The sequence below is a fragment of the Micromonospora sp. NPDC005413 genome (assembly GCF_040606435.1).
GTDB lineage: Bacteria > Actinomycetota > Actinomycetes > Mycobacteriales > Micromonosporaceae > Micromonospora.
This window is the reverse complement of the sequence record NZ_JBEXEV010000007.1, coordinates 170,443-194,491: the sequence shown is the minus strand read 5'-3', so window position 1 is coordinate 194,491 and position 24,049 is coordinate 170,443. Positions and strand designations below refer to the sequence as shown.

24 protein-coding genes are annotated in these 24,049 nt (G+C 71.6%); 21 read left to right on the top strand and 3 right to left on the bottom strand.

Annotated elements, in window-relative coordinates; translation table 11 throughout:
- Positions 1-11: 11 nt before the first annotated feature.
- Positions 12-1,724, bottom strand: a complete 1,713-nt coding sequence (locus ABZS37_RS12005) for an alkaline phosphatase D family protein (protein WP_355168098.1) — start codon at positions 1,722-1,724, stop codon at positions 12-14.
- Positions 1,725-1,808: 84 nt separating this feature from the next.
- On the opposite strand from ABZS37_RS12005, the gene ftsY reads away from it, so the two are divergent.
- The 9 genes from ftsY to ABZS37_RS11960 all read left to right on the top strand — a co-directional run bounded on the left by ftsY (position 1,809) and on the right by ABZS37_RS11960 (position 13,137).
- Positions 1,809-2,990, top strand: a complete 1,182-nt coding sequence (ftsY, locus tag ABZS37_RS12000; protein ID WP_354997495.1) for a signal recognition particle-docking protein FtsY — start codon at positions 1,809-1,811, stop codon at positions 2,988-2,990.
- A gap of 6 nt (positions 2,991-2,996) precedes the next feature.
- Positions 2,997-3,860 (top strand): aminoglycoside phosphotransferase family protein, encoded by an 864-nt coding sequence (locus ABZS37_RS11995; protein ID WP_355168096.1) that lies wholly within the window; start codon positions 2,997-2,999, stop codon positions 3,858-3,860.
- A 275-nt stretch (positions 3,861-4,135) separates the two neighbouring features.
- The gene (locus ABZS37_RS11990; RefSeq protein ID WP_355168094.1) at positions 4,136-5,548 is read left to right on the top strand and encodes an ammonium transporter; all 1,413 of its coding nucleotides are present in this window, start codon (positions 4,136-4,138) and stop codon (positions 5,546-5,548) included.
- A gap of 25 nt (positions 5,549-5,573) precedes the next feature.
- Positions 5,574-5,912 (top strand): P-II family nitrogen regulator, encoded by a 339-nt coding sequence (locus ABZS37_RS11985; RefSeq protein WP_007456507.1) that lies wholly within the window; start codon positions 5,574-5,576, stop codon positions 5,910-5,912.
- 17 nt (positions 5,913-5,929) lie between these two features.
- Positions 5,930-8,206: a [protein-PII] uridylyltransferase gene (locus tag ABZS37_RS11980; protein WP_355168092.1), complete on the top strand. Its 2,277-nt coding sequence runs from the start codon at positions 5,930-5,932 to the stop codon at positions 8,204-8,206.
- A 281-nt stretch (positions 8,207-8,487) separates the two neighbouring features.
- Positions 8,488-9,657 (top strand): histidine kinase, encoded by a 1,170-nt coding sequence (locus ABZS37_RS11975; RefSeq protein ID WP_355168090.1) that lies wholly within the window; start codon positions 8,488-8,490, stop codon positions 9,655-9,657.
- Positions 9,654-10,310, top strand: a complete 657-nt coding sequence (locus tag ABZS37_RS11970) for a response regulator transcription factor (RefSeq protein ID WP_354997500.1) — start codon at positions 9,654-9,656, stop codon at positions 10,308-10,310. The genes ABZS37_RS11975 and ABZS37_RS11970 overlap by 4 nt, the downstream gene beginning before the upstream one ends.
- Positions 10,311-10,436: 126 nt before the next feature.
- Positions 10,437-11,996, top strand: coding sequence for a signal recognition particle protein (gene ffh, locus ABZS37_RS11965; protein ID WP_355168088.1), 1,560 nt, complete (start codon positions 10,437-10,439; stop codon positions 11,994-11,996).
- 61 nt (positions 11,997-12,057) lie between these two features.
- A complete protein-coding gene (locus ABZS37_RS11960) occupies positions 12,058-13,137 on the top strand; it encodes an amidohydrolase family protein (protein WP_355168086.1) in 1,080 nt (359 codons plus the stop codon).
- Positions 13,138-13,447: 310 nt separating this feature from the next.
- Here ABZS37_RS11960 and ABZS37_RS11955 read toward each other — a convergent pair whose 3' ends face one another.
- Positions 13,448-14,053, bottom strand: a complete 606-nt coding sequence (locus ABZS37_RS11955) for a TetR family transcriptional regulator (RefSeq protein ID WP_355168084.1) — start codon at positions 14,051-14,053, stop codon at positions 13,448-13,450.
- A gap of 153 nt (positions 14,054-14,206) precedes the next feature.
- Between ABZS37_RS11955 and proS the strand changes: the two genes are divergently transcribed.
- From proS to ABZS37_RS11895, 12 genes are all read left to right on the top strand, one after another.
- Positions 14,207-15,613 carry a proline--tRNA ligase gene (gene proS / locus ABZS37_RS11950; protein WP_355168082.1) on the top strand — a complete coding sequence of 469 codons (1,407 nt, stop codon included), beginning with the start codon at positions 14,207-14,209 and terminating at the stop codon, positions 15,611-15,613.
- A gap of 112 nt (positions 15,614-15,725) precedes the next feature.
- A complete protein-coding gene (locus ABZS37_RS11945) occupies positions 15,726-16,373 on the top strand; it encodes a DUF402 domain-containing protein (protein WP_355168128.1) in 648 nt (215 codons plus the stop codon).
- 228 nt (positions 16,374-16,601) lie between these two features.
- Positions 16,602-17,141, top strand: coding sequence for a 30S ribosomal protein S16 (rpsP, locus tag ABZS37_RS11940; protein ID WP_355168080.1), 540 nt, complete (start codon positions 16,602-16,604; stop codon positions 17,139-17,141).
- Entirely contained in the window at positions 17,116-17,376 is a 261-nt protein-coding gene (locus tag ABZS37_RS11935) for an RNA-binding protein (RefSeq protein WP_172862164.1), read from the top strand. Before rpsP ends, ABZS37_RS11935 begins: the two co-directional genes overlap by 26 nt.
- Positions 17,376-17,987, top strand: coding sequence for a ribosome maturation factor RimM (rimM, locus tag ABZS37_RS11930; RefSeq protein WP_355168078.1), 612 nt, complete (start codon positions 17,376-17,378; stop codon positions 17,985-17,987). The genes ABZS37_RS11935 and rimM overlap by 1 nt, the downstream gene beginning before the upstream one ends.
- A gap of 19 nt (positions 17,988-18,006) precedes the next feature.
- A complete protein-coding gene (trmD, locus tag ABZS37_RS11925) occupies positions 18,007-18,780 on the top strand; it encodes a tRNA (guanosine(37)-N1)-methyltransferase TrmD (protein ID WP_355168076.1) in 774 nt (257 codons plus the stop codon).
- A 143-nt stretch (positions 18,781-18,923) separates the two neighbouring features.
- Positions 18,924-19,280, top strand: coding sequence for a 50S ribosomal protein L19 (gene rplS, locus ABZS37_RS11920; protein ID WP_355168074.1), 357 nt, complete (start codon positions 18,924-18,926; stop codon positions 19,278-19,280).
- A gap of 181 nt (positions 19,281-19,461) precedes the next feature.
- Positions 19,462-20,331, top strand: coding sequence for a signal peptidase I (gene lepB / locus ABZS37_RS11915; protein ID WP_355168072.1), 870 nt, complete (start codon positions 19,462-19,464; stop codon positions 20,329-20,331).
- Between the two features lie 10 nt (positions 20,332-20,341).
- Positions 20,342-20,977: a signal peptidase I gene (gene lepB / locus ABZS37_RS11910; protein WP_355168070.1), complete on the top strand. Its 636-nt coding sequence runs from the start codon at positions 20,342-20,344 to the stop codon at positions 20,975-20,977.
- Between the two features lie 48 nt (positions 20,978-21,025).
- Positions 21,026-21,565, top strand: coding sequence for an NUDIX hydrolase (locus ABZS37_RS11905; RefSeq protein ID WP_355168068.1), 540 nt, complete (start codon positions 21,026-21,028; stop codon positions 21,563-21,565).
- Entirely contained in the window at positions 21,559-22,371 is an 813-nt protein-coding gene (locus ABZS37_RS11900) for a ribonuclease HII (protein ID WP_355168066.1), read from the top strand. Before ABZS37_RS11905 ends, ABZS37_RS11900 begins: the two co-directional genes overlap by 7 nt.
- On the top strand, positions 22,368-22,691 hold the full coding sequence (locus ABZS37_RS11895; protein WP_007075222.1) for a DUF2469 domain-containing protein: 324 nt from the start codon (positions 22,368-22,370) through the stop codon (positions 22,689-22,691). Before ABZS37_RS11900 ends, ABZS37_RS11895 begins: the two co-directional genes overlap by 4 nt.
- A gap of 63 nt (positions 22,692-22,754) precedes the next feature.
- Here the strand turns inward: ABZS37_RS11895 and ABZS37_RS11890 are convergent, their stop codons facing one another.
- Entirely contained in the window at positions 22,755-23,897 is a 1,143-nt protein-coding gene (locus ABZS37_RS11890; RefSeq protein ID WP_355168064.1) for a sulfite oxidase, read from the bottom strand.
- Positions 23,898-24,049 lie beyond the last annotated feature (152 nt).

Sequence of the window (24,049 nt, the reverse complement as noted above, 5' to 3'; positions counted from 1 at the left end):
GCCGGGTCGGCTCAGACGTCGCGGGAGAGCCGGCGGCTCATCACCGGGCGTAGGTGGCCATCCTTCGTGGTGCCCTCGATGGTCACGTCGGCCCCGCGGCCCTGGTGGGTCAGGGTGGCGACCGCGTTGCCGAAGTAGGGGCCGGCCAGCTTGCGCCAGCGCACCCCCGGTCGCCGCACACCCGCCGCGCGGGCGAGCGCCCGGGTGGCACCGGCCGGGCCGGGCGACCAACCCAGCCGCATCAGCGGACGGATGCCGGCCGGCACCTGGTTGTGAATCGGCGAACAGGTGAGCTGATGCACAGGGGTGACCACCGCCGGGTCGGCGAACCGGGCCCGGGCCACGTACGAGTGGTGCACGTCCCCGGAGAGCACGCTGATCGACGCCGGTGGGGCGTACGCCGGACCGGCGCCGACCCGCGCACCGGACTGCCCCGGGGTGCCGGTGCCGATCCGGGCGAAGGTCTCCGCGAGCGCCTCGAAGGAACGCCGGAACGCCGCCCAGTGCTCCAGGTCCAGTGCGCGGCGCAGCTTCTCCGCCCCGCGTGCGACCCAGGGTCGGCGCGAGTCGGCCAGCTTCTCGTTCCACGCCTCGATGTGATGGATGCCCTGGGGCAGCAGCCAGGGCAGCGAGGCACCGACCACCAGGTGGTCGTAGACCCCGTGCGCCTGGTCGAGGAACCAGGACCACTCGCCGGGCGGCAGCATGGCCCGACTGCCCCCATCGAGCACCCGGCTGCACCGGTTGTCCAGCATGACCAGCCGGGTCCGGCCCAGGTCCAGTGCGTAGCTCCACTGGTACTGCACCGCACGCCAGCGTTCGGTGTCGTGCGCCAGGTCCGACTCCTGGTCGACCCGGTGCCCGAACTCGCGCAGCACGCTGGTGGCGTCCTCGGCGGCGGCGACCTTGCTGAAGACCGGGTCGGCGGCGATCTCGTCGGGGGAGAGGTTGCCCAGATGCTGGTAGACCCAGTACGAGGCGAGCCCGCTGCCGATCCGCTCCTGCCACCACGGCTGTTCGCGCACGTCGGCACGCCACGCCGCGGAGGTGTTCCAGTCGTCGATGATCTCGTGGTCGTCGAAGATCATCACGCTGGGCACGGTGGAGAGCAGCCAGCGGATCTCCGGATCACGCCAGGACTCCAGGTAGAGCTTGGTGTACTCGTCGAAACTGACCACCTGGTCGGCCGGGGCACCCTTTGGACGCCGCCTGCGTCGACGCAGCAGCCGGCGCACCGTGGGCGAGGTCACATCAGCGTAGACCTGGTCACCGAGCAGCACCAGCAGGTCAGGCAGTGCGTTCGACTCCGGGTCGGCCATCAACCGCCGGGCGTACGCGTCCAGCGCGTCCGGCGGCAGCTTTCGGGTCGTGGAGTGCTGGGTGGTCTCCCGGCACGAGCCGAAGATCAGGTTGACCGGCTGGTCCCGGTCGTCGGCGGCCCGGGTGCGGATCACGCTCGGCGGGAAGCCGCTGCTCGGCACCGGCCAGACCATCTCGTCGTCGACCAGCACCTCGTAGGTGGTCTCGCTGTCCGGAGTGAGTCCCTCCACCACCACGAGGGCGTAGTGGTGGTCGTACGCCGAGAAGGTGGGTGCGGTGCCGGTGGCGCCGCTGGCGGTGCGGACGGTGACCACGGCGGGTGCGGCCGTCTCGACCCAGATGGTCGCCCGGGTGTCCACCACTCGCCGCAGGAGTGGGCCGATGAGCAGGTGTGCGGCGGGCATGCGGCCGAGCCTACCGCCGGTTCCTGGCACCGGGCCGGGTGCGGTGGCTGGGACGCCGCCGCCCGCATCTGACAGGATTCCGGCATGGCCGAATATCTCGTCCTCGCTCTGGTCCTGCTCGGTGTGCTGATCGCCGGCACAGTCGGGCTGGTCGTGCCGCGATTGCGGCGGCGGCCCGCGCCTCCGCTGCCACGCACCGAGGTCGACACCAGAGCTGAGGAAGATCTCGCCGGCCCGCCGGTCGAGGCACCGGAGTCCGATCTGTCCACCGGCGTCCTGGTCGAGCCTCCGCCGGTGCTTGAGGCACCCGTGGAGGTGCCCGAGCCGACCGCCGGGCGGCTGGTCCGGCTCCGCTCGCGGCTGTCCCGCTCGCAGAACGTCTTCGGCAAGGGCCTGCTCGGTCTGCTCGCCCGCGACCATCTCGACGAGGACGTCTGGGAGGAGATCGAGGACAGCCTGATCACCGCCGACGTCGGCGTCGACGCCACCCGGGACATCGTCGACCGGCTGCGCGAGCGCACCCTGGTGCTCGGCACCCGCTCGGCCTCCGAGCTGCGCGCACTGCTCGCCGCCGAGTTGGTCAACGCGCTAGACCCGAGCCTGGACAGGTCGTTGCGGACCGCCCCGAAGGACGGCGTGCCGGCGGTGGTCCTGGTCGTCGGCGTCAACGGTGCCGGCAAGACCACCACCTGCGGCAAGATCGCCCGGGTGCTGGTGGCTGACGGCCGTAGCGTGCTGCTCGGCGCGGCGGATACCTTCCGGGCCGCCGCCGCCGACCAGCTGGAGACCTGGGGCTCGCGCGTCGGCGCGGAGACCGTCCGTGGGCCCGAGGCCGCTGACCCGGCCAGCGTCGCCTTCGACGCGGTCAAGCGCGGCATCGACACCGGCGTGGACACCGTGCTCATCGACACCGCCGGCCGCCTGCAGAACAAGGTCGGCCTGATGGACGAGCTGGGCAAGGTCAAGCGGGTGGTGGAGAAGCAGGGCCCGATCGACGAGACACTGCTCATCCTGGACGCCACAACAGGGCAGAACGGCCTGGAGCAGGCCCGGGTCTTCACCGAGGTGGTCAACGTGACCGGCGTGGTGCTGACCAAGCTCGACGGCACCGCCAAGGGTGGCATCGTCATCGCCGTGCAGCGCAAGCTCGGCATCCCCGTGAAGCTGGTCGGCCTCGGCGAAGGCAAGGACGACCTGGCCCCGTTCGACCCGGCGCAGTTCGTTGACGCGTTGCTGGGGACCGAGGCCACCGGACGGGACGCGTAGTCTCGGGTGACCAGTGACAACCGCGCGTACGCGGGCTGGCGCGACCCCGGCCACCCTTCGCAGCGCCTCGGGAGACCGTACGTGACTTCGCAGGAGATCCCGCTGCACGGCGGCAACGTGAGCACCGTTGTCCGTGTCGGCGACACGGTCCGCCGCAATGCCGGGCCGTGGACACCGTCCGTGCACGCCCTGCTGCGGCACCTGGAGTACGTGGGGTTCACCGGCGCCCCCCGAGCACTCGGCATGGACGAGCGCAACCGTGAGGTGCTGTCGTACCTGGAGGGGGAGTGCGGAGAATATCCGCTCGCCCCGCACTGGGTGACCGACGAGGCGCTGGTCACCGTCGCCACCATGCTGCGGATGTTCCACGACGCGCAGTACGGCTTCACCCCGCCGCCGGGGGCGGTGTGGCGCTCGTTCGGGCCCCCACCACCGGACACCGAGGTGATCTGCCACCACGACGCCGCGCCGCACAACGTGATCTGGCGGCCGGACGGCACCCTCGGGCTGATCGACTTCGACCTCGCCTCGCCGGGTGCCCGGATCTACGACGTGGCGTACGCGGCCTGGACCTGGGTGCCCATCTTCGCGGACCGGGACTCCATCACGCTGGGCTGGAACCATCCGGACCGGCCGCGCCGACTACGGCTCTTCGCCGACGCGTACGGGCTGATCCCCCGGGACCGGCACCGGCTCATCCGGACCATCCGCAAGCGGATCGTGGACCACGTCGAGGGGATCCGCCGAATGGCCGCCGCCGGTGAGCCGGCGTTCGTCCGGATCGTGCACAAGGGCCACCTGCGCCGTCCGATGCGTGATCTGCGGCTGCTCGACTACGAGCGGCACGCCCTGGAGAACGCCCTCCGCTGAGCGCCTGCCGGTCGATGCGCGGCCAACCCCGGTGAGCGGGTCGGTCGATGCGTATGGCCGGTCGGCCATCGGCGTACGTCGTCTGGCCGATCCACCACCGTCCATGCCGCCCACTGTGCGGACTTCGTGACACGTCCGAAACAACCCGTCACGAAACGGAAACCCGCACGGGACCCTAAGTGAAACAGCCGGCCGCGAAGCTTCCGCGCAACCGGCCTACGGGCGACGCTGCCCCGGAAAGCCGCGAAGGAGGACTTCACCTTTAGGAGGCCAGCGTGCCTGAAGCACCGACGATCGACGGCGCCAATACCGTTTGGCTGCTGGTTTCGACCGCGCTCGTGCTGCTCATGACCCCCGGACTGGCGCTGTTCTATGGCGGCCTCAACCGGGCCAAGGGCGTACTCAACATGATGATGATGAGCTTCTCCGCTATCGGGCTCATCTCTATTCTGTGGTGGTTCTACGGTTTCAGCGTCGCCTTCGGGGCCGACGTGAACGGTTTCTGGGGCGACCCGGGCGCGTACCTCGGCACCAAGACCTTCCTCGCCGAGACCGACCTCTGGGGCGCGACGGCGGAGAACCCCAGCGGCATCGGGGTTCCGCTCTACGTGTTCATGGCCTTCCAGATGGTCTTCGCGGTGATCACCGTCGCGCTGATCAGTGGGGCCATCGCCGACCGGGCCAAGTTCGCCGGCTGGCTGCTGTTCGCCTTCGGCTGGGCCACCCTGGTCTACTTCCCGGTCGCCCACATGGTGTGGGGCGGCGGGATCATCGGCGCTGACATCCACGCACTGGACTTCGCCGGTGGCACCGCGGTGCACATCAACGCCGGTGCGGCGGCCCTGGCCGTGGCTCTGGTGCTCGGCAAGCGGCTCGGTTGGCCGCGCGAGGGCATGAAGCCGCACAACATCCCGCTGGTCGCGCTCGGTGCGGGTCTGCTGTGGTTCGGCTGGTTCGGGTTCAACGCCGGCTCGGAGCTGACCGTCGACTCCGTCGCCGGGCTCGCCTTCATCAACACCCAGCTCGCCACGGCGGCGGCGGTGCTCGGCTGGATCGCGGTCGAGTGGATCAAGGACCGCAAGCCGACCATGGTCGGTGCCTCGTCCGGCGCTGTTGCCGGCCTGGTCGCCATCACCCCGGCCTGTGGTTTCATCGCCCCCTGGGCCGCCGTCCTGCTCGGCATCGTCGCCGGGGTCGTGTGTGCGCTGGCCGTGAGCCTCAAGTACAAGCTCGGCTACGACGACTCCCTCGACGTGGTCGGCGTGCACTTCGTCGGCGGTTGGATCGGGTCGCTCTGGCTCGGTCTCTTCGCCACCAACTCGGTCAACGCCGCGATCGGCGACGTGGTGGGTGCCTCGGACGGTCTCTTCTACGGCGGCGGCGCGACCCAGCTGGGTCGGCAGGCGCTCGCCGGCCTGATCGTCTCCGTATGGTCGTTCGGCATCGCCTGGGTGCTCGCCTTCGTCATCGAGAAGACGATCGGCTTCCGCGTCAAGGGTGAGGCTGAGGCCGACGGCATCGACATCGCCGAGCACGCCGAGAGCAGCTACGACCTGTCACCGGCGGGCGGCGGCACGGGCAGCGCGTTCGCGATGGCCGGCATCGGCACTCCCGGTGGCGGCGCGACGAGTGATGCCAAGCCGGAGGCGGACACCGCCGAGCCGGTCAGCGCGAAGGTCGCCGGTTAACGTTCCTGGGATGGAGGGGTTGGACATGAAGCTGGTGACCGCGGTCATCAAGCCGTACCAACTGGACGCGGTGAAGGAAGCTCTGCACGCCCTCGGGGTGGCCGGGCTGACCGTCAGCGAGGTGCAGGGGTACGGGCGGCAGAAGGGGCACACCGAGGTCTACCGGGGTGCCGAGTACACGGTCGAGTTCCTGCCCAAGATCCGGGTCGAGGTGCTCACCGACGAGATCGACGTGGAAAAGATCGTGGACGCCATCGTCGGTGCTGCCCGGACGGGCAAGATCGGCGACGGCAAGGTCTGGGTCACCGGTGTCGAAGAGGTCGTCCGGGTGCGTACCGGCGAACGCGGCCTCGACGCACTCTGATCCCGGCCACGACCGACATGACCTCGTTGATCAAGAAGAACGCGTCAGGACACGCCGATGACGGTGACGCCAACCTCTTGATCAACGAGGTCGTCGGCGTGCGCGGCGGGGTCGGCGAGGCTGCTCGGCTCGCGCGCGCGGCTGCTTACGACGACTTTCTGCGCGGGTTGCTGCCCGCGCGGGAGGGGGTCGCGCTGATCGCCGTCGGTGGGCTGGGCCGGCGACAGTGCGCGCCGTACGGCGACCTCGACCTGGTTCTGCTGCACGCGGGTGTACCGGGCACGGACGAGTTGGCCGCCTCGGTCTGGTACCCGATCTGGGACGCGGGCCTGCGGCTCGACCATTCGGTACGGACCGTCTCGGAGGCGCTCTCGGTGGCGCAGGACGACGTCAAGGTCGCCCTCGGGCTGCTCGACGCCCGGTTGGTCGTGGGCGACCGGGCGCTGGCCGATTCGCTGATCCGCACCGCCGCCGATCATTGGCGGCGGACCGCCGTCCGCCAGTTGCCCGGCCTGCGGGAGGTCACCGAAGCCCGCTGGCGGGCCCACGGGGAGCTGGCCTTCCTGCTGGAGGGCGACCTCAAGGAGGCCGCCGGCGGTCTGCGCGACGTGGGTCTGCTGCGGGCCATCTCCGCCGCCGGCATCACCGACGCGCTGCGCCCCGCCGTACGCGCCGCTCACCTGCGCCTGCTGGACACCCGGGACGCCCTGCACCAGCAGGTCGGCCGCCGGGTCGACCGGCTGGTCGCACAGGAACGGGACGGAGTGGCCGCGCTGCTCGGTCTTGAGGACGGTGACGCCCTCCTGCGTCGGGTCGCCGGTGACGCCCGCACGGTCAGTCACGCCCTGGATGACGCGTTCCGTGCCGCCGACCGGCTGCGCTCCGGCCGGTCCCGTGGCGGGAACGGTCGACCCGCCCGCCGTCCCGTGGCCCGCGACGTGGTCGAGCACGACGGGGAACTGGTGCTGGCCCGGACGGCGATCGGGGCACGCCCCGACCCGAGCCTCTCGCTGCGGGTCGCCGCCGCGGCTGCCGCGACCCGACTCCCGATTGCCCGGGCCACCTGCGAGTGGCTGGCGGCGTACTGCCCGCCACTGCCCGCGCCCTGGCCGGCCGAGGCCCGGGCCGCGCTGACCACCCTGCTCGGCGCCGGTCCCGGCCTGGTGCCGGCCTGGGAGACCTGCGACCGGTACGGGCTGGTCGACGGCTGGCTGCCCGAGTGGACCCGGCTGCGCAGCCTGCCCCAGCACAACCCGGTGCACCGCTACACCCTCGACCGGCACCTCGTGCAGGCCGCTCACGAGGCCAGCCGCCACGCCCGCGAGGTGGAACGCCCCGATCTGCTGCTCCTCGGCGCCCTCCTGCACGACATCGGCAAGGGGCTCACCGGTGATCACAGCACCGTCGGTGTGCCACTGGCCCAGGCGGTGGCGACCCGGATCGGTCTGCCCCCCACCGAGGTCGAGCTGATCGGCACGCTGGTCCGGTTGCATCTGCTCCTGCCCGACGTGGCCACCCGCCGGGACCTGGCCGACCCGGTCACCATCGCCTCGGTGGCCGAGGCGGTCGGCGACACCGGCACCCTCGACCTGCTGCACGCGCTGGTCCGCGCCGACGCGGCGGCGACCGGGCCGGCGGCCTGGTCGGACTGGAAGGGCCGACTCGTCGCCGAGTTGGTCGCCCGGGTCCGCACCGCACTGGACACCGGCGTGCTGCCCGATCCGCCCGCCCCGGACCCGGCGCTGCTGGCCGGGCCGCTGCCGGTCGTCCACCTGACCGGGGACCGGGTGTCAGTCGCCGCGGCGGACCGGCGGGGCCTGCTCGCCACGGTTGCCGGCTGCCTGGCCCTGCACCGGCTGGAAGTGATCTCCGCGGACGCCTCCGTGGTCGACGGCCGTGCCCTGGTGGAGTGCCGGGTGCAACCCCGCTACGGTCTGCCGCCGGACCCGGTCGCACTCCGCGCCGACCTGCGCAGGGCGGTCGGCGGCGACGTGTCGGTCACCCAGCGGCTGCGCGGCCGTGCGCTCGCCGCACGGAGCGGCGGAGCGGCCCCCCGGGTCGTCTGGCACCGCGAGGCGGCCACCGACGCCGTGCTGTTGGAGCTACGCGCCGCGGACGCCGCCGGGCTGCTCTACCGGGTCACCTGCGCGCTCGACGAGGCGGGCGCCCTGGTCCGCGCAGCCCGCATCTCCACCCTCGGAGCCGACGTGGTCGACGCCTTCTACCTGGTGGGCGGCTGGCCGGACGACGCGACCCGGGCCAACCTGGAGGCCGCCGTCCTGGCCGCCGTCTGACCCACTCGGTGCCGGCCAGTGGCGGCAGCCGCTGTCCGGGCTGCCGCGCGTGGCGGCGCTGGTTGCCCGGCCGACGGTCATTCCCACGAGCCCGGTCGCTCCCACGAGCGTGATACCTCAGAGTCATATTTACGCCTCAGAGTCATCACGCTCGCACGAACGTGGGCCCCCGACCCGGCCGCCGTGGGTGGCGAGGGGGCGGCGGGTACGTCCGAGGGCGTAGTGGGGGTGCCGCCCCTGGACGCACGCCGTGGAGCGCCGACGCCGGCAGAATGACGGCCATGCGGTGGAGTGGGCAGTGGGCGGGGCGGACGGCTCCCGACGCCGTGCTCGCCCTGGTGCTGCTCGGCTTCGGGCTGTTCGCCACCGGCCTGGCCGGAGACAACCAGCCGGGGTCGAGACCGGTGGACGCCGCCTGTCGGGTGTTGATCGTGGTCGCCGCGCTCGCCCTACTGGCCCGGCGACGCGCCCCGGTCGCCACCCTCGCCGTGGTCACCGTGACCACCTCGACGTACCTGGTGAGCGGGTACCCGTACGGGCCGATACTGCTCACCTTCCTGGTCGCGGTGTACACCGTCGCGGTACGGCTGCCGGTGCGCCCGGCGGCACTGTCCACCGGTGGAGCGTTCGTCGTGCTGCTGGCGCACGTCTTCGTCTCCCGAGGCCCGGCTCCCGGTTGGACGGCGGTACTGCCCACGTCGGCCTGGCTGGTCGTACCGTTCGCGGTGGGGGTGGTGGTGCGGGTCAACCGTGAGGCGGCCGCGCGCAGCCGCGCCGAGGAGGCCCGTGGTCGCGCCGAGCAGGCCCGGCGGCGCACCGACGAGGAACGGTTGCGTATCGCTCAGGAGGTGCACGACGTGGTGGGGCACGGGCTGGCCGCGATCAGCATGCAGGCGGAGATCGCCCTGCACCTGCTGCCGAAACGGCCCGAGCAGGCGGAGATCGCGCTGACCGCGATCAGCCGGACCAGCCGGGAGGCGTTGGACGAACTCCGGGTCACCCTGGGCGCGGTTCGGCAGGGTGCGGAGCGTGGGCCGGTGCCCGGTCTGGCCCGGCTCCCGGCGCTGCGCGACCGGCTCGCCGGGGCCGGTCTCGCCGTCGAGATGCGGGTGGTCGGCGACCCTCGGGAGTTGCCGGCAGCGGTGGACCTGGCCGCGTACCGGGTGGTGCAGGAGGCGTTGACCAACGTGCTGCGTCACGCCGGGGTCTCCGACGCGGAGGTGACCGTCGGCTACCGGGCCGAGGAGTTGACCGTCGAGGTCACGGACGGGGGCACGGGCGCAGCCGGCGATGGGATCGATCTGGCCGGTGACGGTGACGGTGTCGGCGGGCACGGCCTGGCCGGGATGCGGGAGCGGGTCGCGGCGTTGGGCGGGCGGTTGGCCGCCGGGCCGCGCGCCGATGGCGGGTTCCGGGTGTACGCCCGGCTACCCGTGGAGCCGGCCGCGTGATCCGGGTGCTGATCGCCGACGACCAGGACCTGGTCCGGCTCGGTCTGCGCGCGCTGGTGGAGAGCGAGGACGACCTGACGCTGGCCGGTGAGGCTGCCGACGGGCTGCGGGCGGTCGAGCTGGCGCGTCGGGAACGGCCGGACGTGGTGCTGATGGACATCCGGATGCCCGGCATCGACGGCATCGAGGCGACCCGGCGGATCGTCGCGGACCCCGACCTGACCGGTACGCGGGTGGTGGTGCTCACCACCTTCGAGCTGGACGAGTACGTCTTCGACGCGCTGCGGCACGGCGCGAGCGGGTTCCTCACCAAGGACACCCGACCGGCCGAGCTGCTACGCGCGATCCGGCTGATCGCCGAGGGGGAGGCGCTGCTGTCGCCGTCGGTGACCCGTCGAGTGGTGCGGGAGTTCGCCACCCGGCCGTCCCGGGTGCTTCGCCCGCACCCCCGGCTGGACGCGCTGACCGACCGGGAGCGCCAGGTGGTCGGCCTGGTCGGTGAGGGCCTGAACAACGAGGAGATCGCCCTACGGCTGGTGGTCAGCCCTGCGACCGCGCGGACCCACGTCAGCCGGGCGATGGGCAAGCTGGGAGCCCGGGACCGGGCCCAGCTCGTCGTCTTCGCGTACCAGTCGGGGTTGGTGTCCGGTTGAGGCCTGGAAGGCCGGCCGGGCCGGGCGACAGCGGCCGTGCGGGCGGCCGGTTACCCTAGCGGTGGCCGGACTCCGCAGTGCCGGCCGCGTTGTGCCCGCCGGAACACTGACAAACGGGATGTTCGCGTGTTTGACACCTTGAGTGACCGCCTGTCCGGGATCTTCACCAAGCTCCGCGGCAAGGGGCGGCTCACCGACGCCGACATCGACGCCACCGCGCGCGAGATCCGTCTCGCGCTGCTGGAGGCGGACGTCGCGCTGCCGGTGGTCAAGGGCTTCATCGCGGCCGTCAAGGAGCGCGCCCGCAGCTCCGAGGTCTCCCAGGCGCTGAACCCGGCCCAGCAGATCATCAAGATCGTCAACGAAGAGCTGATCAAGGTGCTCGGCGGTGAGGGTCGGCGGCTCCAGTTCGCCAAGCAGCCGCCGACGGTGATCATGCTGGCCGGCCTCCAGGGCTCCGGTAAGACGACCCTGGCCGGCAAGCTGGCCCGCTGGCTCAAGGGCCAGGGCCACCAGCCGCTGCTGGTCGCCGCCGACCTCCAGCGCCCCAACGCCGTCGGGCAACTGCAGGTGCTCGGTGGCCGGGCCGGCGTCGAGGTGTACGCCCCGGAGCCCGGCAACGGCACCGGTGACCCTGTGCAGGTGGCGCGGGCGTCGATCGAGCACGCGAAGCGGGCTGCCCGCGACATCGTCATCGTCGACACCGCCGGCCGACTCGGTATCGACGCCGAGATGATGCAGCAGGCCGCCGACATCCGCGACGCGGTCCAGCCGGACGAGGTCATCTTCGTCATCGACGCGATGGTTGGTCAGGACGCCGTCCGCACCGCCGAGGCTTTCCGTGACGGTGTCGGCATCACCGGTGTGGTGCTCTCCAAGCTCGACGGTGACGCCCGCGGTGGCGCCGCGCTGTCGGTCCGCGAGGTGACCGGGCAGCCGATCCTGTTCGCCTCCACCGGTGAGAAGCTGGAGGACTTCGACGTCTTCCACCCCGACCGGATGGCCAGCCGGATCCTTGGCATGGGCGACGTCCTCACTCTGATCGAGCAGGCCGAGCAGGCCTTCGACTCCGATCAGAAGGAGAAGATGACCGCCAAGCTGATGGGCGGTGAGCAGTTCACTCTGGAGGACTTCCTCGACCAGCTCATCGCGGTGCGGCGGATGGGCCCGATCGCCAACGTGCTCGCCATGATGCCGGGCATGGGGCAGATGAAAGACCAGCTCGCCGATCTGGACGACACCCACTTCGACCGGGTCACCGCGATCATCCGGTCGATGACCCCCGCCGAGCGCACCACCCCGAAAATCATCAACGGCTCCCGTCGGGCGCGCATCGCCAACGGTTCCGGGGTCACGGTGATGGACGTCAACCAGCTGCTCAACCGCTTCGCCGACGCGCAGAAGATGATGAAGCAGATGGGCGGCATGATGGGCCTGCCCGGCGGCGGCCGGCGCAAGGCGACCAAGAGCCCCAAGAACAAGCGCAAGGGCACCAAGGGTGGCGGCCGGCCGCGTACCGGCGCCGGCGCCGGGATGCCGGGCGGTTTCCCGGGTGGCATGCCGCAGCTCCCGCCGGGCATGGACGCGAACGACCTCGCTGGTGGCCAGGGCCTGCCGCCCGGCTTCAAGCTTCCGAAGATCGACTTCAACAAGCTCGGCAAGGGCGGCGACAACCACCCCCGCTGACGCGTGTCGGTGACGGTGGGCGACGTCGCGGACGCCGGGATGATCGGGTAGGACTGTGCACATGGCTCTTCATGTGCGCGGTGTGCTGCTCCCCGACGACGAGGTCCGGGATCTCTGGCTGGTCGGCGACCGGGTGACCTTCACCCCGGTACCCGGGGCGGAGACGGTCGCCGACGGCGGCTTCGTCCTGCCGGGCCTGGTCGACGCGCACTGCCACATCGGCATCGCCCGTGGCGGCGCCCCGATCACCTCCCTCGACCAGGCCCGCGAGCTGGCCCACATCGACCGGGACGCCGGGGTGCTGGCCATCCGCGACGCCGGTTCGCCGTACCCGTACCCCGAATTGGACGACGAGCCGGACCTGCCGCGACTGGCCCGCGCCGGCCGACACGTCGCGCCACCGAAGCGCTACCTGCGCGACATCGGCGTGGAGGTCGGCGCGGCCGAGGTGGCCGCGACGGTGGCCGCACAGGCGCGGGCCGGCAACGGCTGGGTCAAGCTGGTCGGCGACTGGATCGATCGCGGCGTGGGCGACCTGGCGCCGGCCTGGGACGCGGACACCCTCACCGCGGCCGTGCGGGCCGCGCACGACGCCGGGGTACGCGCGGCGGTGCACACCTTCTCCGAGTCGGCCGTCGAGATCATGGTGCGGGCCGGTGTGGACTCGGTCGAGCACGGCACCGGGCTGAGCCTCGACCTGATCGACGAGATGGCCCGCCAGGGCACCGCGCTGATCCCCACGATGATCAACATTGCGACCTTCGGCGGGATCGCCGAGCAGGCGCGGGACAAGTTCCCCGGGTACGCCGAGCACATGCTGGCGCTGCGCGACAGCTTCCCCGAGGTGGTGCGGGCCGCGCACGAGGCGGGCGTGCCAATCTACGTGGGCACCGACGCGGGCGGTGGCATCGACCACGGGCTCGCCGCAGAGGAGATGCTGCTGCTGCACGAGCGGGCCGGCATGGCGCCGATCGACGTGCTCGCCGCCGCCTCCTGGGGCGCCCGGGAGTGGCTCGGCTTCCCGGGCCTGGTCGAGGGCGGCCTCGCCGACCTGACCGTCTACCCCGAGGACCCCCGCCGCGACCTGCGCGTCGTCCGCGCCCCGTCCCGCACGATCCTCCGCGGCCGCGTGGTCCGCTGACCTTCGCCCGGACGCCGTCGCCGTCGGCCTCGTGCCCGCAGCCGCAGCCGCAGCCGCAGCCGCAGCCGCAGCCGTCGCCGTCGCCGTCGCCCCAAGATCGTGCTCGATCGTGGATGTAGTGGCCTCGGCTTCCTTGGGATGCCACTACATCCAGGAAGCAGCACGATCTCGGGGGTGCGGGGGTGCGGGGGTGCGGGGGTGCGGGGGTGCGGGGGCGTGGTGGCCGTGGAGGGGTGGGAATGCGGAGGCGCGCGGGCGCGGGGGACGGGATCGCGGGGTCGCCGGGCGCGGGGACTGGGCTGGTCGGGGGTCAGCGGTTGGGCTGGGTCGCGGCGGCGCTGAAGAGGCGTACGGCAAGGTCGGCCAGGCCCGAGGCGGTCTGGTCGATCGGGGAGCGGGGAAGCACGATGTGGCTCACCACCAGGCGGACGATGCTGTCGGCGGCGAAGGCCAGCGCGACCGGGTCGGCTCCCGGCAGGTGGTCGCCGGCCCACTCGATCAGCGCGCCGGAAGCTTCGGTGAGCACCACCTCGGCCCGGGTGGTCAGGTAGGGCAGCAGCTCGTCCGAGCCACCCCGGGCACTGGTCAGGATGGCCTTGACCAGCGGATTGTCCGCCGCCGTGGCGAGGGTGTGCGCGATCGCCGCGTACGCGCCGGCCCGCACGTCGGAGTCGTGCGCCAGCAGTGCGGCGCGGACGTCGCCGACGAACCGGTCCACCTCGCGGCGGGCGAGCGCCTCGGCGAGCCCCGCCTTGCTGCCGAACTCGTTGTAGACGGTCTGCCGGCTCACTCCCGCTGTGGTGGCCACCCCACCCATCCGGACGGCGTCCCAGCCGGCGTCGATGGTCCGCGCGCGGGCGGCGTCCACGATCGTGTCCCGCAGGCGCCGGCGCGGTGAGTCAGTCGATGCAGTCATGGTGGTCGAATTCTATCGGCGCTCGTCGACCCGCCCAGCGCGCGTTCTCGACCCGCCCAGCACGCGTCATGGCCGACGCGACGGGCGGCTGCGACACGGCTCGACGGCTCCCGGACGCGGCGTCCCCCCGCGTGGCGCATAGGATGTGCGGTCATGGCTCGCGTGCTCACTCCCCGTGCGGAGGATTTCCCCCGCTGGTACCAGGACCTGATCGCCAAGGCGAAGCTGGCCGACAACGGCCCGGTCCGCGGCACCATGGTCATCCGACCGGCCGGCTACGCCATCTGGGAGCGTATGCAGGCCGAGATGGACGCCCGGATCAAGGCGGCGGGTGCGGAGAACGCGTACTTCCCGCTGTTCATCCCAGAGAGCTACCTCAAGCGCGAGGCGCAGCACGTCGAGGGCTTCTCGCCGGAGCTGGCGGTCGTCACCCACGGTGGTGGCAAGCCTCTCGCCGAGCCGGTGGTGGTGCGTCCCACCAGCGAGACGGTCATCGGCGAGTTCATGGCCAAGTGGATCGACTCGTACCGGGACCTGCCGCTGCTGCTCAACCAGTGGGCGAACGTGGTCCGGTGGGAGCTGCGTCCGCGCATCTTCCTGCGTACCAGCGAGTTCCTCTGGCAGGAGGGGCACACCGCGCACGCCACGCGGGAGGACGCCCGGGCGTACGCCCGGCGGATCCTGCACGAGGCGTACGAGGATCTGATGGTCAACGTGATCGGTATCCCGGTCGTGGTGGGCCTGAAGACGGCTCGCGAGCGGTTCGCCGGCGCGACGGCCACGTACACCTGTGAAGGCATGATGGGCGACGGCAAGGCGCTGCAGTTGGGCACCAGCCACGAGCTGGGTCAGAATTTCGCCAAGGCGTTCGACATCAGCTACTCCTCGAAGGAGGGTGGCCGTGAACACGCCTGGACCACCTCCTGGGGCACGTCGACCCGGATGCTCGGCGGCCTGATCATGGCGCACGGCGACGACAACGGCCTGCGCGTGCCGCCGAGGTTGGCGCCGATCCAGGCGTACGTCATGGTGGTCAAGGATGGCGACGGCGTGGGCGAGGCGGCGGCCAAGCTGCGCGACGGGCTGCGCGACGCCGGTGTCCGGGTTGCGCTCGACGACCGGACCGACACCGCGTTCGGCCGCCGGGCCGTCGACGCTGAGCTGCGTGGCTATCCGGTACGCGTCGAGGTCGGCCCCCGTGACCTGGCCGTCGGCAACGCGACGGTGGTGCGCCGCACCGACGGGTCGAAGACCCCGACGCCGGTGGCAGATGTGGTCGCCGCGGTGCTGGCCGCGCTGGAGACCGACCAGCAGGTGCTGCACGACCAGGCGCTGGCCAACCGCGAGTCGCGCACGGTGGAGGTGGCCACCCTCGCCGAGGCGATCGAGGCCGCCGCGAACGGCTGGGCGCGGGTGCCGTGGTCGGCGGTCGGCGTGGCCGGTGAGGCCGAGGCGAACGGCCAGGGCGTCACGGTGCGCTGCCTGCTGCGCGCCGACGGCTCGGTACCGGACTCCGAGGACGAGCCCGACCTGGTCGCCATTCTCGCCCGCGCCTACTGAGGTGCGCTCACTGCCCCGCCTCGTTGATCTAGGGCATATTGTCGTTAGTTGATCTCTGTTGACAACGATATGCCCTAGATCAACGAGGTGAGTGCGGGTGCGGCGGCGCGGGGTGGGGTTTGAGGCGGGTCGGCTGATCATGCACCGGAACGTGCGGCACGGTCGGATCGGGTGGGTCCGGCCGGGCCGGGTGGTCAGCGATGACGAGCGGGGCCTGCTGGTGTGGATCGCACGGGACTCCCCGGTGGCCCACGAGGTGACCGAGGCGGGGCTGGGGTTGCGGGCGATGCCGTTCGCCGAGTGGATCTCGTCGACGTACCGGCTGGCGCACGGGCGCTGGGACGGCCCGCCGCTGCTGAAGTTCCTGCCCACCGGGGCCGCACACTCCGTCTGGTGGTTCCGGGACGGGCAGGGCCGGTTCACCAACTGGTACGTCAACCTGGAGGAGCCCGGTGTCCGCTGGGACGACGGGCCGGTGGCCGGTGTCGACGTGGTGGACCAGGACCTGGACGTGGTGGTGCGCCCGGACCTCAGTTGGGACTGGAAGGACGAGGACGAGTTCGTTGAGCGGCTCGCCTTCGGTGACCACTACTGGGTGACCGACGAGAAGGCGGTCCGCGCCGAGGGGGAGCGGCTGATCTTGCTCGCCGAGGCTGGTGAGTTCCCGTTCGACGGCACCTGGTGCGACTTCACGCCTCCGTCAAACTGGGACGTACCGGACGAACTTCCGCCGGGATGGGACCGTCCGCCGGTGCGCTGAGAGGTGTTCCGAGTCACTGGTTACGCGGTGTCCGGGTCCGATGCGTGAGATCGGCATCGGATCTGGCAGAATAGGTCGCTGGTATCCGGCGCGCGTCCGGCGCCCTCTAACCCGGGCACGTTGCCAGTCCACCGAGTAGTCTCCGGCCCAACCCCACTGTGCCGTCGGCGCTCACCCATGCACACCGCCCGCACGGGCCGGTGAGATCGCAACAGGAGCGAAACAACTGTGGCCGTAAAGATCCGGCTCCTGCGGATGGGCAAGATCCGCAACCCGCAGTACCGCATCGTCATCGCCGACTCGCGCACCAAGCGTGACGGTCGGGCGATCGAGTTCGTCGGGGTGTACCAGCCGAAGGAAGACCCTTCGATCATCGAGGTCAAGTCGGAGCGGGTCCAGTACTGGCTGTCCGTCGGCGCTCAGCCGAGCGAGGCGGTGCAGCGGCTGCTGGAGCTGACTGGTGACTGGCAGAAGTACAAGGGCCTGCCGGCCCCGCCGCCGCTGCTGGTCGCCGCCGAGCGGGCCGACCGCAAGGCGGCGTACGAGGCTGAGGCGAAGGCCGCCGCCGGGCTCGCCCCGGAGACCCCGGCCAAGCCGGCCAAGAAGGCCGCCAAGGCTGCCGAGGCTCCGAAGACCGAGGCTCCGAAGACCGAGGCTCCGAAGACCGAGGCTGCGGCCGAGGCTCCGAAGACTGAGGCTCCGGCCGCCGCTGCCGAGGCTCCGGCCGAGGCCCCGGCCGCCGCTGCCGACGCCGGTGAGCAGGCCTGACATGCCATTGCGTCCGGCGTTGGAGCACCTGGTCAAGGGCATCGTCGACCACCCGGACGACGTCCGGGTGCGGATGGTCGATTCCCGTCGGGGCAAGCGGCTCGAAGTTCGCGTGCACCCCGAGGACCTCGGCACTGTGATCGGGCGGTCCGGCCGGACCGCCAAGGCGCTGCGCCAGGTGATCGGCTCCATCGGCGGGCGCGGGGTACGCGTCGACATCGTCGACTCGTACTGATGCAGCTCGTCATTGGCAGGATCGGCAAGCCGCACGGCGTCCGCGGTGAGGTCACCGTGGAAGTGCGGACCGACGAGCCCGAAGCACGGTTCGCCCCCGGCACAGTGCTGCGCACTGAGCCGGGGGCGAAGCCTCCTACCGCTTCCCCGCGCAGCACTGTGCCGGGCATTGAGCCTGGGGCCGTCCCGGCTCCCGCGCCAGCGGACGGGCTCGGGGTGCCGTTCCGGGTTCCCGCGGAGCTGACCATCGAGGAAGCCCGCTTTCACCAGGGCCGGATGCTGGTCGCGTTCGACGGCATCCTGGACCGCGACGGCGCCGAGGCGCTGCGCGGGACGCTGCTCGTGGTGGACAGCGCCGACGTGGCTCCGCCGGACGATCCGGAGGAGTTCCACGACCACCAGTTGGTCGGGTTGGCCGCGGTGACCCGGGCGGGCGAACGGCTGGGCGAGGTCGTTCGGATCGACCACGCACCCTCCTCCGACCTGCTGGTCCTGCGGCGCCCCGAGGGGCGTACCGCGTTGATCCCCTTCGTCCGGGCGATCGTTCCGGAGGTCGACCTCGCCGGTGGACGTGTGATCGTCGACCCGCCAGCCGGACTGCTCGACCTCTAGCCCGCTGGAGCACCCCCGCATGCGCGTCGACGTCGTGTCGATCTTTCCGGAGTACTTCGCCCCGCTGGACCTGTCGCTGATCGGGCGGGCGCGGGCCAACGGCGTACTCCAGCTTGCCGTGCACGACCTGCGGACCTGGACCCACGACGTGCACCGCACGGTCGACGACACCCCCTACGGTGGCGGGCCGGGCATGGTGATGCGTCCTGAGCCGTGGGGTGAGGCGCTGGACGCGCTCGCGCCGGCCGAGGCCCCGCCGCCCCGGCTGTTGGTGCCGTCGCCGGCCGGCGCCCCGTTCACCCAGGCCATGGCGTACGAGTTGGCCACCGAGTCGCACCTGCTCTTCGCCTGCGGTCGCTACGAGGGAATCGACCAACGTGTGCTGGCACACGCCGCCACCCGGATGCCGGTCACCGAGGTCTCGCTCGGTGACTACGTGCTCTTCGGCGGCGAGGTCGCGGTCCTGGTGATGCTGGAGGCGGTCACCCGGCTGCTGCCCGGGGTGCTGGGCAACGCGGGCTCGCTGGACGAGGAGTCGCACGCGCACGGGCTGCTGGAAGCGCCGATCTACACCAAGCCGCCGAGTTGGCGTGGGCACGACGTGCCGGAGGTGCTCCGCTCCGGGGACCACGGCAAGATCGCCCGCTGGCGGCGCGAGGAGGGCCTGCTGCGGACCGCCGCCCGCCGCCCGGACCTGCTCGCCGCGCTGCCCGCCGACCGGCTCGACAAACGGGACATCGCGGCCCTGGACCGGGCCGGATTTCAGCCGCCGCCGGGGGATGTGGCAAAGTAGGGGGGTTGCCGCATCCGTCCGCGCCCGCGGGCAGCTGCGAGGATCCCCGACCGGGGTCGGCTCGCCGACCACCACCCGGGGATCAGAACCACCCACCCGCGCACCGAGTGACGGTGCGCCGTGAGCCTTACGAGGACGCAGCGATGAACATCCTGGACGCCCTTGACGCCCAGTCGAAGCGGACCGACCTTCCCGACTTCCGGGCCGGTGACACCGTCAAGGTGCACGCCCGCGTCGTCGAGGGCAACCGGTCCCGTGTCCAGATCTTCCAGGGCGTCGTGATCCGTCGCCAGGGTGACGGTCTGCGCGAGACCTTCTCGGTCCGCAAGATCAGCTTCGGTGTCGGCGTTGAGCGGACCTACCCGCTCAACGGCCCGGGCATCGACCGGATCGAGATCCTGACCCGCGGTGACGTGCGTCGCGCGAAGCTGTACTTCCTGCGCGAGCTGCGCGGCAAGAAGGCCAAGATCAAGGAGAAGCGGGAGAAGCAGCCCAGCTGACTTCCCGCTCGCCACGCCGCCTGAGCTGCGCGTATGCCGTATCGACCAGATCGCACTACCCTGGTCGTACGGGCGCAGCTAGGCGGCAGGCCCGCCCACGTGATGGGCAGCCGTCCACTACCGCCCGTGGAGCCTCGACGAGGCTCCCGGGCGGTGGTTTTTCTGCGGACCGGGGAGTGGCGTGGTGCAGACGCTTGACGAGGACGGCACCGTCGATCCCTGGCGCCGACGGGCTCGCCGTGGCCGCCGGCAGATGCCACTCTGGCAGGAGCTTCCGCTGCTGCTGGTCGTCGCCTTCTGCCTCGCGGTGCTGATCCGCACCTTCCTGCTCCAGGCGTTCTTCATCCCGTCCGGCTCGATGGAGGACACGCTCCTCATCGGGGACCGGGTGCTGGTCAACAAGGTCGTCTACGACGTCCGTGACCCCGTACGCGGCGAGGTGGTGGTCTTCCGGGGCACCGACCGCTGGGCGCCGCAGGTCGACGAGCAGCCGGATCCCGGCGTCGCCGGCAAGCTCGCCCGCACCGTCGGCGACCTGGTCGGGGTGAGCCGCCCCGGTGAGAAGGACTTCATCAAGCGGGTGATCGGTCTGCCCGGCGACCGGATCAAGTGCTGCGACAGCCAGGGTCGGGTGACCGTCAACGGCACCCCGCTCAACGAGCCGTACGTGCTGCGGAACTCCCCGCTGGACCTGCCGCCCAACCCGTCGGAGTGCCGCTCCCGGCGCTTCGACGAGGTTGTCGTACCGCCCGGTCAGATCTTCGTGATGGGTGACCACCGCGAGGTCTCCCAGGACGCACGCTGTCAGGGCCCGGTGCCGATCGACAACGTGGTCGGCCGGGCCTTCATGGTGGTCTGGCCCTCGTCGCGGTGGAATTCGCTGTCGGTGCCGTCGACATTCGACGACGTGTCCGGACCGGCCACGGCCTCCTCCGGCGCGCCCCCGGTGCGACCGACCCCGCAGGGCGGTGTGCTGCTGATTCTTCCGCTGGTGGCCGCGCTGCGTGGTTCCCGCGCGTTCCGGACGGTGACGTCCGGTCCGGCAACGTAGGCTCCTTGGCGTGATTGACGAGCAGACCGACAAGCCCCGCAGCTCCTTCTGGAAGGAGCTGCCGATCCTGCTGGGTGTGGCGATCCTGGTCGCGGTGCTGGTCCGCGCCTTCGTGCTGCAGACCTTCTTCATCCCCTCCCCGTCCATGGAGAACACTCTCAAGATCGATGACCGGGTGCTGGTCAACAAACTGGTCTACGACTTCCGATCGCCGCACCGCGGCGAGGTCATCGTGTTCAAGGCTCCGACCGAGTGGAGCGGCAACCCCGACGGTGAGGACTTCATCAAGCGGGTGATCGGCACTCCCGGCGATCACGTGGTCTGCTGCGACGCGGAGGAGCGGTTGATCATCAACGGCAAGTCGCTGGATGAGCCGTACATCTTCTCGATGGATGGGATCCGCGACAAGCCGGCCGACCAGGAGTTCGACATCACCGTGCCGGAGGGTCGGCTGTGGGTGATGGGCGACCACCGCTCGGCCTCGGGCGACTCACTGGAGCACTGGCAGCAGTCCGGGCAGAACATCACCGAGGCCACGATCCCCGAGAAGGAAGTGGTCGGGCGGGCGTTCACCGTCTTCTGGCCGTTCAATCGGGCCACGTGGCTGACCGTGCCCGATCAGTACGACGGCATTCCCAAGCCGTAGACCGACGGGGGCGTGGGCGATCCGCCGTCGGTCTGGCAGGCTGGGGCGGTGAACGTGAGCGCGAGGAGTGAGCTTGCGAGCCCCGCAGTCGCGAACAGCAGCAACCGTGTCCACACCCCTCGACGCGCGGCCCGCGTGCTGCTCGTCGACGCGGCCGGTCGGGTCCTGCTGTTCGAGGGCTTCGACCCGGCACGACCCGGGCATCGCTACTGGTTCACGCCGGGCGGCGGGCTCGATCCGGGGGAGTCGCCGGCGGCGGGCGCGGCCCGAGAGTTGGCCGAGGAGACCGGGCTGCGGCTCGACCCGGCCGAGCTGGGCGAGCCGGTCTGGTCCGACACGACCGAGTTTCCGTTCGACGGCACCTGGTACCGCCAGGAGCAGGACTTCTTCCTGTTCCGGGTGCCGTCCTGGGAGGTGGACACCGCGGGCTTCAACGACGTCGAGCAGCGCAGCATCGCCGGCCACCGCTGGTGGCTTCCCGACGAGCTGGCGGCCAGCGGTGAGCGGTTCTACCCCTCCGAGCTGCCCGCCCTGCTGACCCGGCTGGGGCAGTCGACCGCAGCCGATCGGGACGAGGCGTCGTGCTGACCCCGCCGCGCACCGTCGTGCGCCGCGAGGCCGGGCTGTACGCCCTGGAACGGGCGCTGCAACGGCGCGGCTTCCGGCACGTCGCCGGCGCCGACGAGGCGGGCCGGGGCGCGTGCGCCGGTCCGCTGGTCGCCGCCGCGGCGGTGCTGCCCGAGGGGCGGCGCGGCGAGATCGAGGGGCTGGCCGACTCGAAGCTGCTCACCCCGGCGAGCCGGGAACGGGTGTACGCGGAGGTCGTGGACCGGGCACTCGCGTACGCCGTGGTGGTCATCCCGGCCGAGGAGGTCGACGCCCGGGGTCTGCACGTGTGCAACCTGGCCGCGATGCGCCGGGCGCTCGCCTTGCTCACCACGCGCCCGGAGTACGTGCTGACCGACGGCTTCGGCGTGGACGGCCTGGGCGTGCCCGGGCTGGCGGTGTGGAAGGGCGACCGCGTGGCGGCGTGCGTGGCGGCAGCCAGCGTGCTGGCCAAGGTCACCCGGGACCGGATCATGGTGGAGATGGACGGGGTGTTCCCGGCGTACGGGTTCGCCGAGCACAAGGGCTACATCACCCCGGAGCACACCGCGGCGCTGCGGGAGCACGGGCCGTGCCGGGAGCACCGGTTCTCGTACGTCAATGTCGCCACCGTCTCCGGCCGCGACGGCCGGCCGCCGCGCGCCCGACGGCCCGGCGGCCACGGCCCGGAAGAGCCGATGGAGCGCTCCTGGGCGTCAGGGGGTACCGTCGGCGTGGCGTTGGGCGAGCAGCCTCGGCCTCCGACGCCGGTGGGGGAAGATGTGGCCATGGAAGGCGGAGTGCGATGAGCGCGGAAGATCTCGAGAAGTACGAGACCGAGATGGAGCTGCAGCTCTACCGGGAGTACCGCGACATTGTCCGCCAATTCTCGTACGTGGTGGAGACGGAGCGTCGGTTCTACCTGGCCAACCAGGTCGACCTGCACGTGCGCAACTCCGACGGCGAGGTCTACTTCGAGGTCGAGATGCACGACGCCTGGGTCTGGGACATGTACCGTCCTGCCCGCTTCGTGAAGAACGTCCGGGTGATGACCTTCAAGGACGTCAACGTCGAGGAGCTGGAGAAGCCCGACATCTCGCTGCCCGCCGACTCCGGCTTCGGCGGCTGACCGCACCCGTACCGCCCGGCCGCACCACGGGCCCCCCACCCGTGGCGTAGCCGTCGCCGCCGATCACTCGGCCGGCACCACGACCTCGACCCGCTGCACCAGGTTGTTGGCGAAGCCGCCACGGTTCCACGGTTGCTCGACCGGCTGGGTCCGCCCGGACGCGTCGGTCGCCCGCGCGCCGAGCACGTACCGACCGGGCGTCGCGACCCACTCGTGTCGCCAGCGCCGCCAGGCGAAATCTCCAGCCTCCGCCGGGTCCAGCACGGCCGGTGCCCAGCTCTCCCCGCCGTCGGTGGTCACCTCCACGGCGACCACCGGCGCGTGCCCCGACCAGGCCCGACCGTCGAGGGTGCACGGTCCGGGGCGCAGCACCCGGCGACGGGACATGAAGTCGGGGAAGCCGGGCGGGCGGACCAGCGCACGCGGCTCGATCCGCGTGACCGGCACGCCCGGGTCGTCGGCATCCCGGCGCACCCGGTAGGCCACCGCGTTCTGGTAGCCGTCGAACGGTTTGGTCTGAATCTCGATGGAGTGGACCCACTTCACGTGCGCCATGCCGTACCAGCCCGGCACGATCAGTCGCAGCGGTGCGCCGTGCTGCGGCAGCAGGGGAGCGCCGTTCATCTCGTACGCCAGCAGCACCTCCTCGCGCAGCGCGTCGGCGACCGGCAGCGCCCGCTGGTAGTCCTGCTCGATCCCGCGCTCGACACCGTGATCGGCGCCGGTGAAGACCACGTCCACCGCGTCCGACCCGAGGCCCGCCTCACGCAGCAGCGGCGCCAGCGGGGTGCCGGTCCACTCGGCGTTGCCGACCGCCTCGACCAGCCAGGGCTGGCTGACCGGCCGGGGATGCAGCAGGGCTCGACCGTTGCCGGCGCACTCCAGGGTCACCTGGTGGGTGACCCGCGGTCGCTCGCGCAACTCGGCAAGCGTGACCGTCAGCGGCCGGTCCACCGCGCCACCGATGGTCAGCGTGTGCGTCGCCGGGTCGAGTTCCGGAATGTCGTAGTGGATCAGCAGGTAGTGCAGCCCGGCCGGGGTGACGTCGTAGCGCAGCGCCTCCAACGGGATGCCGTGGTTGCGGGCGGCGAGCTGTAACTCCTCGGCGCTGATCGCCTCGTCCGGCTCCGCGAGCCGGGACGGCCCGCTCACCTCGGCCAGCGTCGGCCCGCTCGGGGACGTCGTCCGGTCGTCGACACTGGTCATGCGGGCCTCCCGGTCCAAACGGCGGCACCCGCGCCGTACGCGGCCCAGCCTAGGCCCTTCGTGATGGCCCAACACGGGCCGGCGGGACGGCCGGGCGGGGGTCAGCGGGGGACGAAGTGGAAACTGGCACCACTTCGGTCGAGCGACGATTG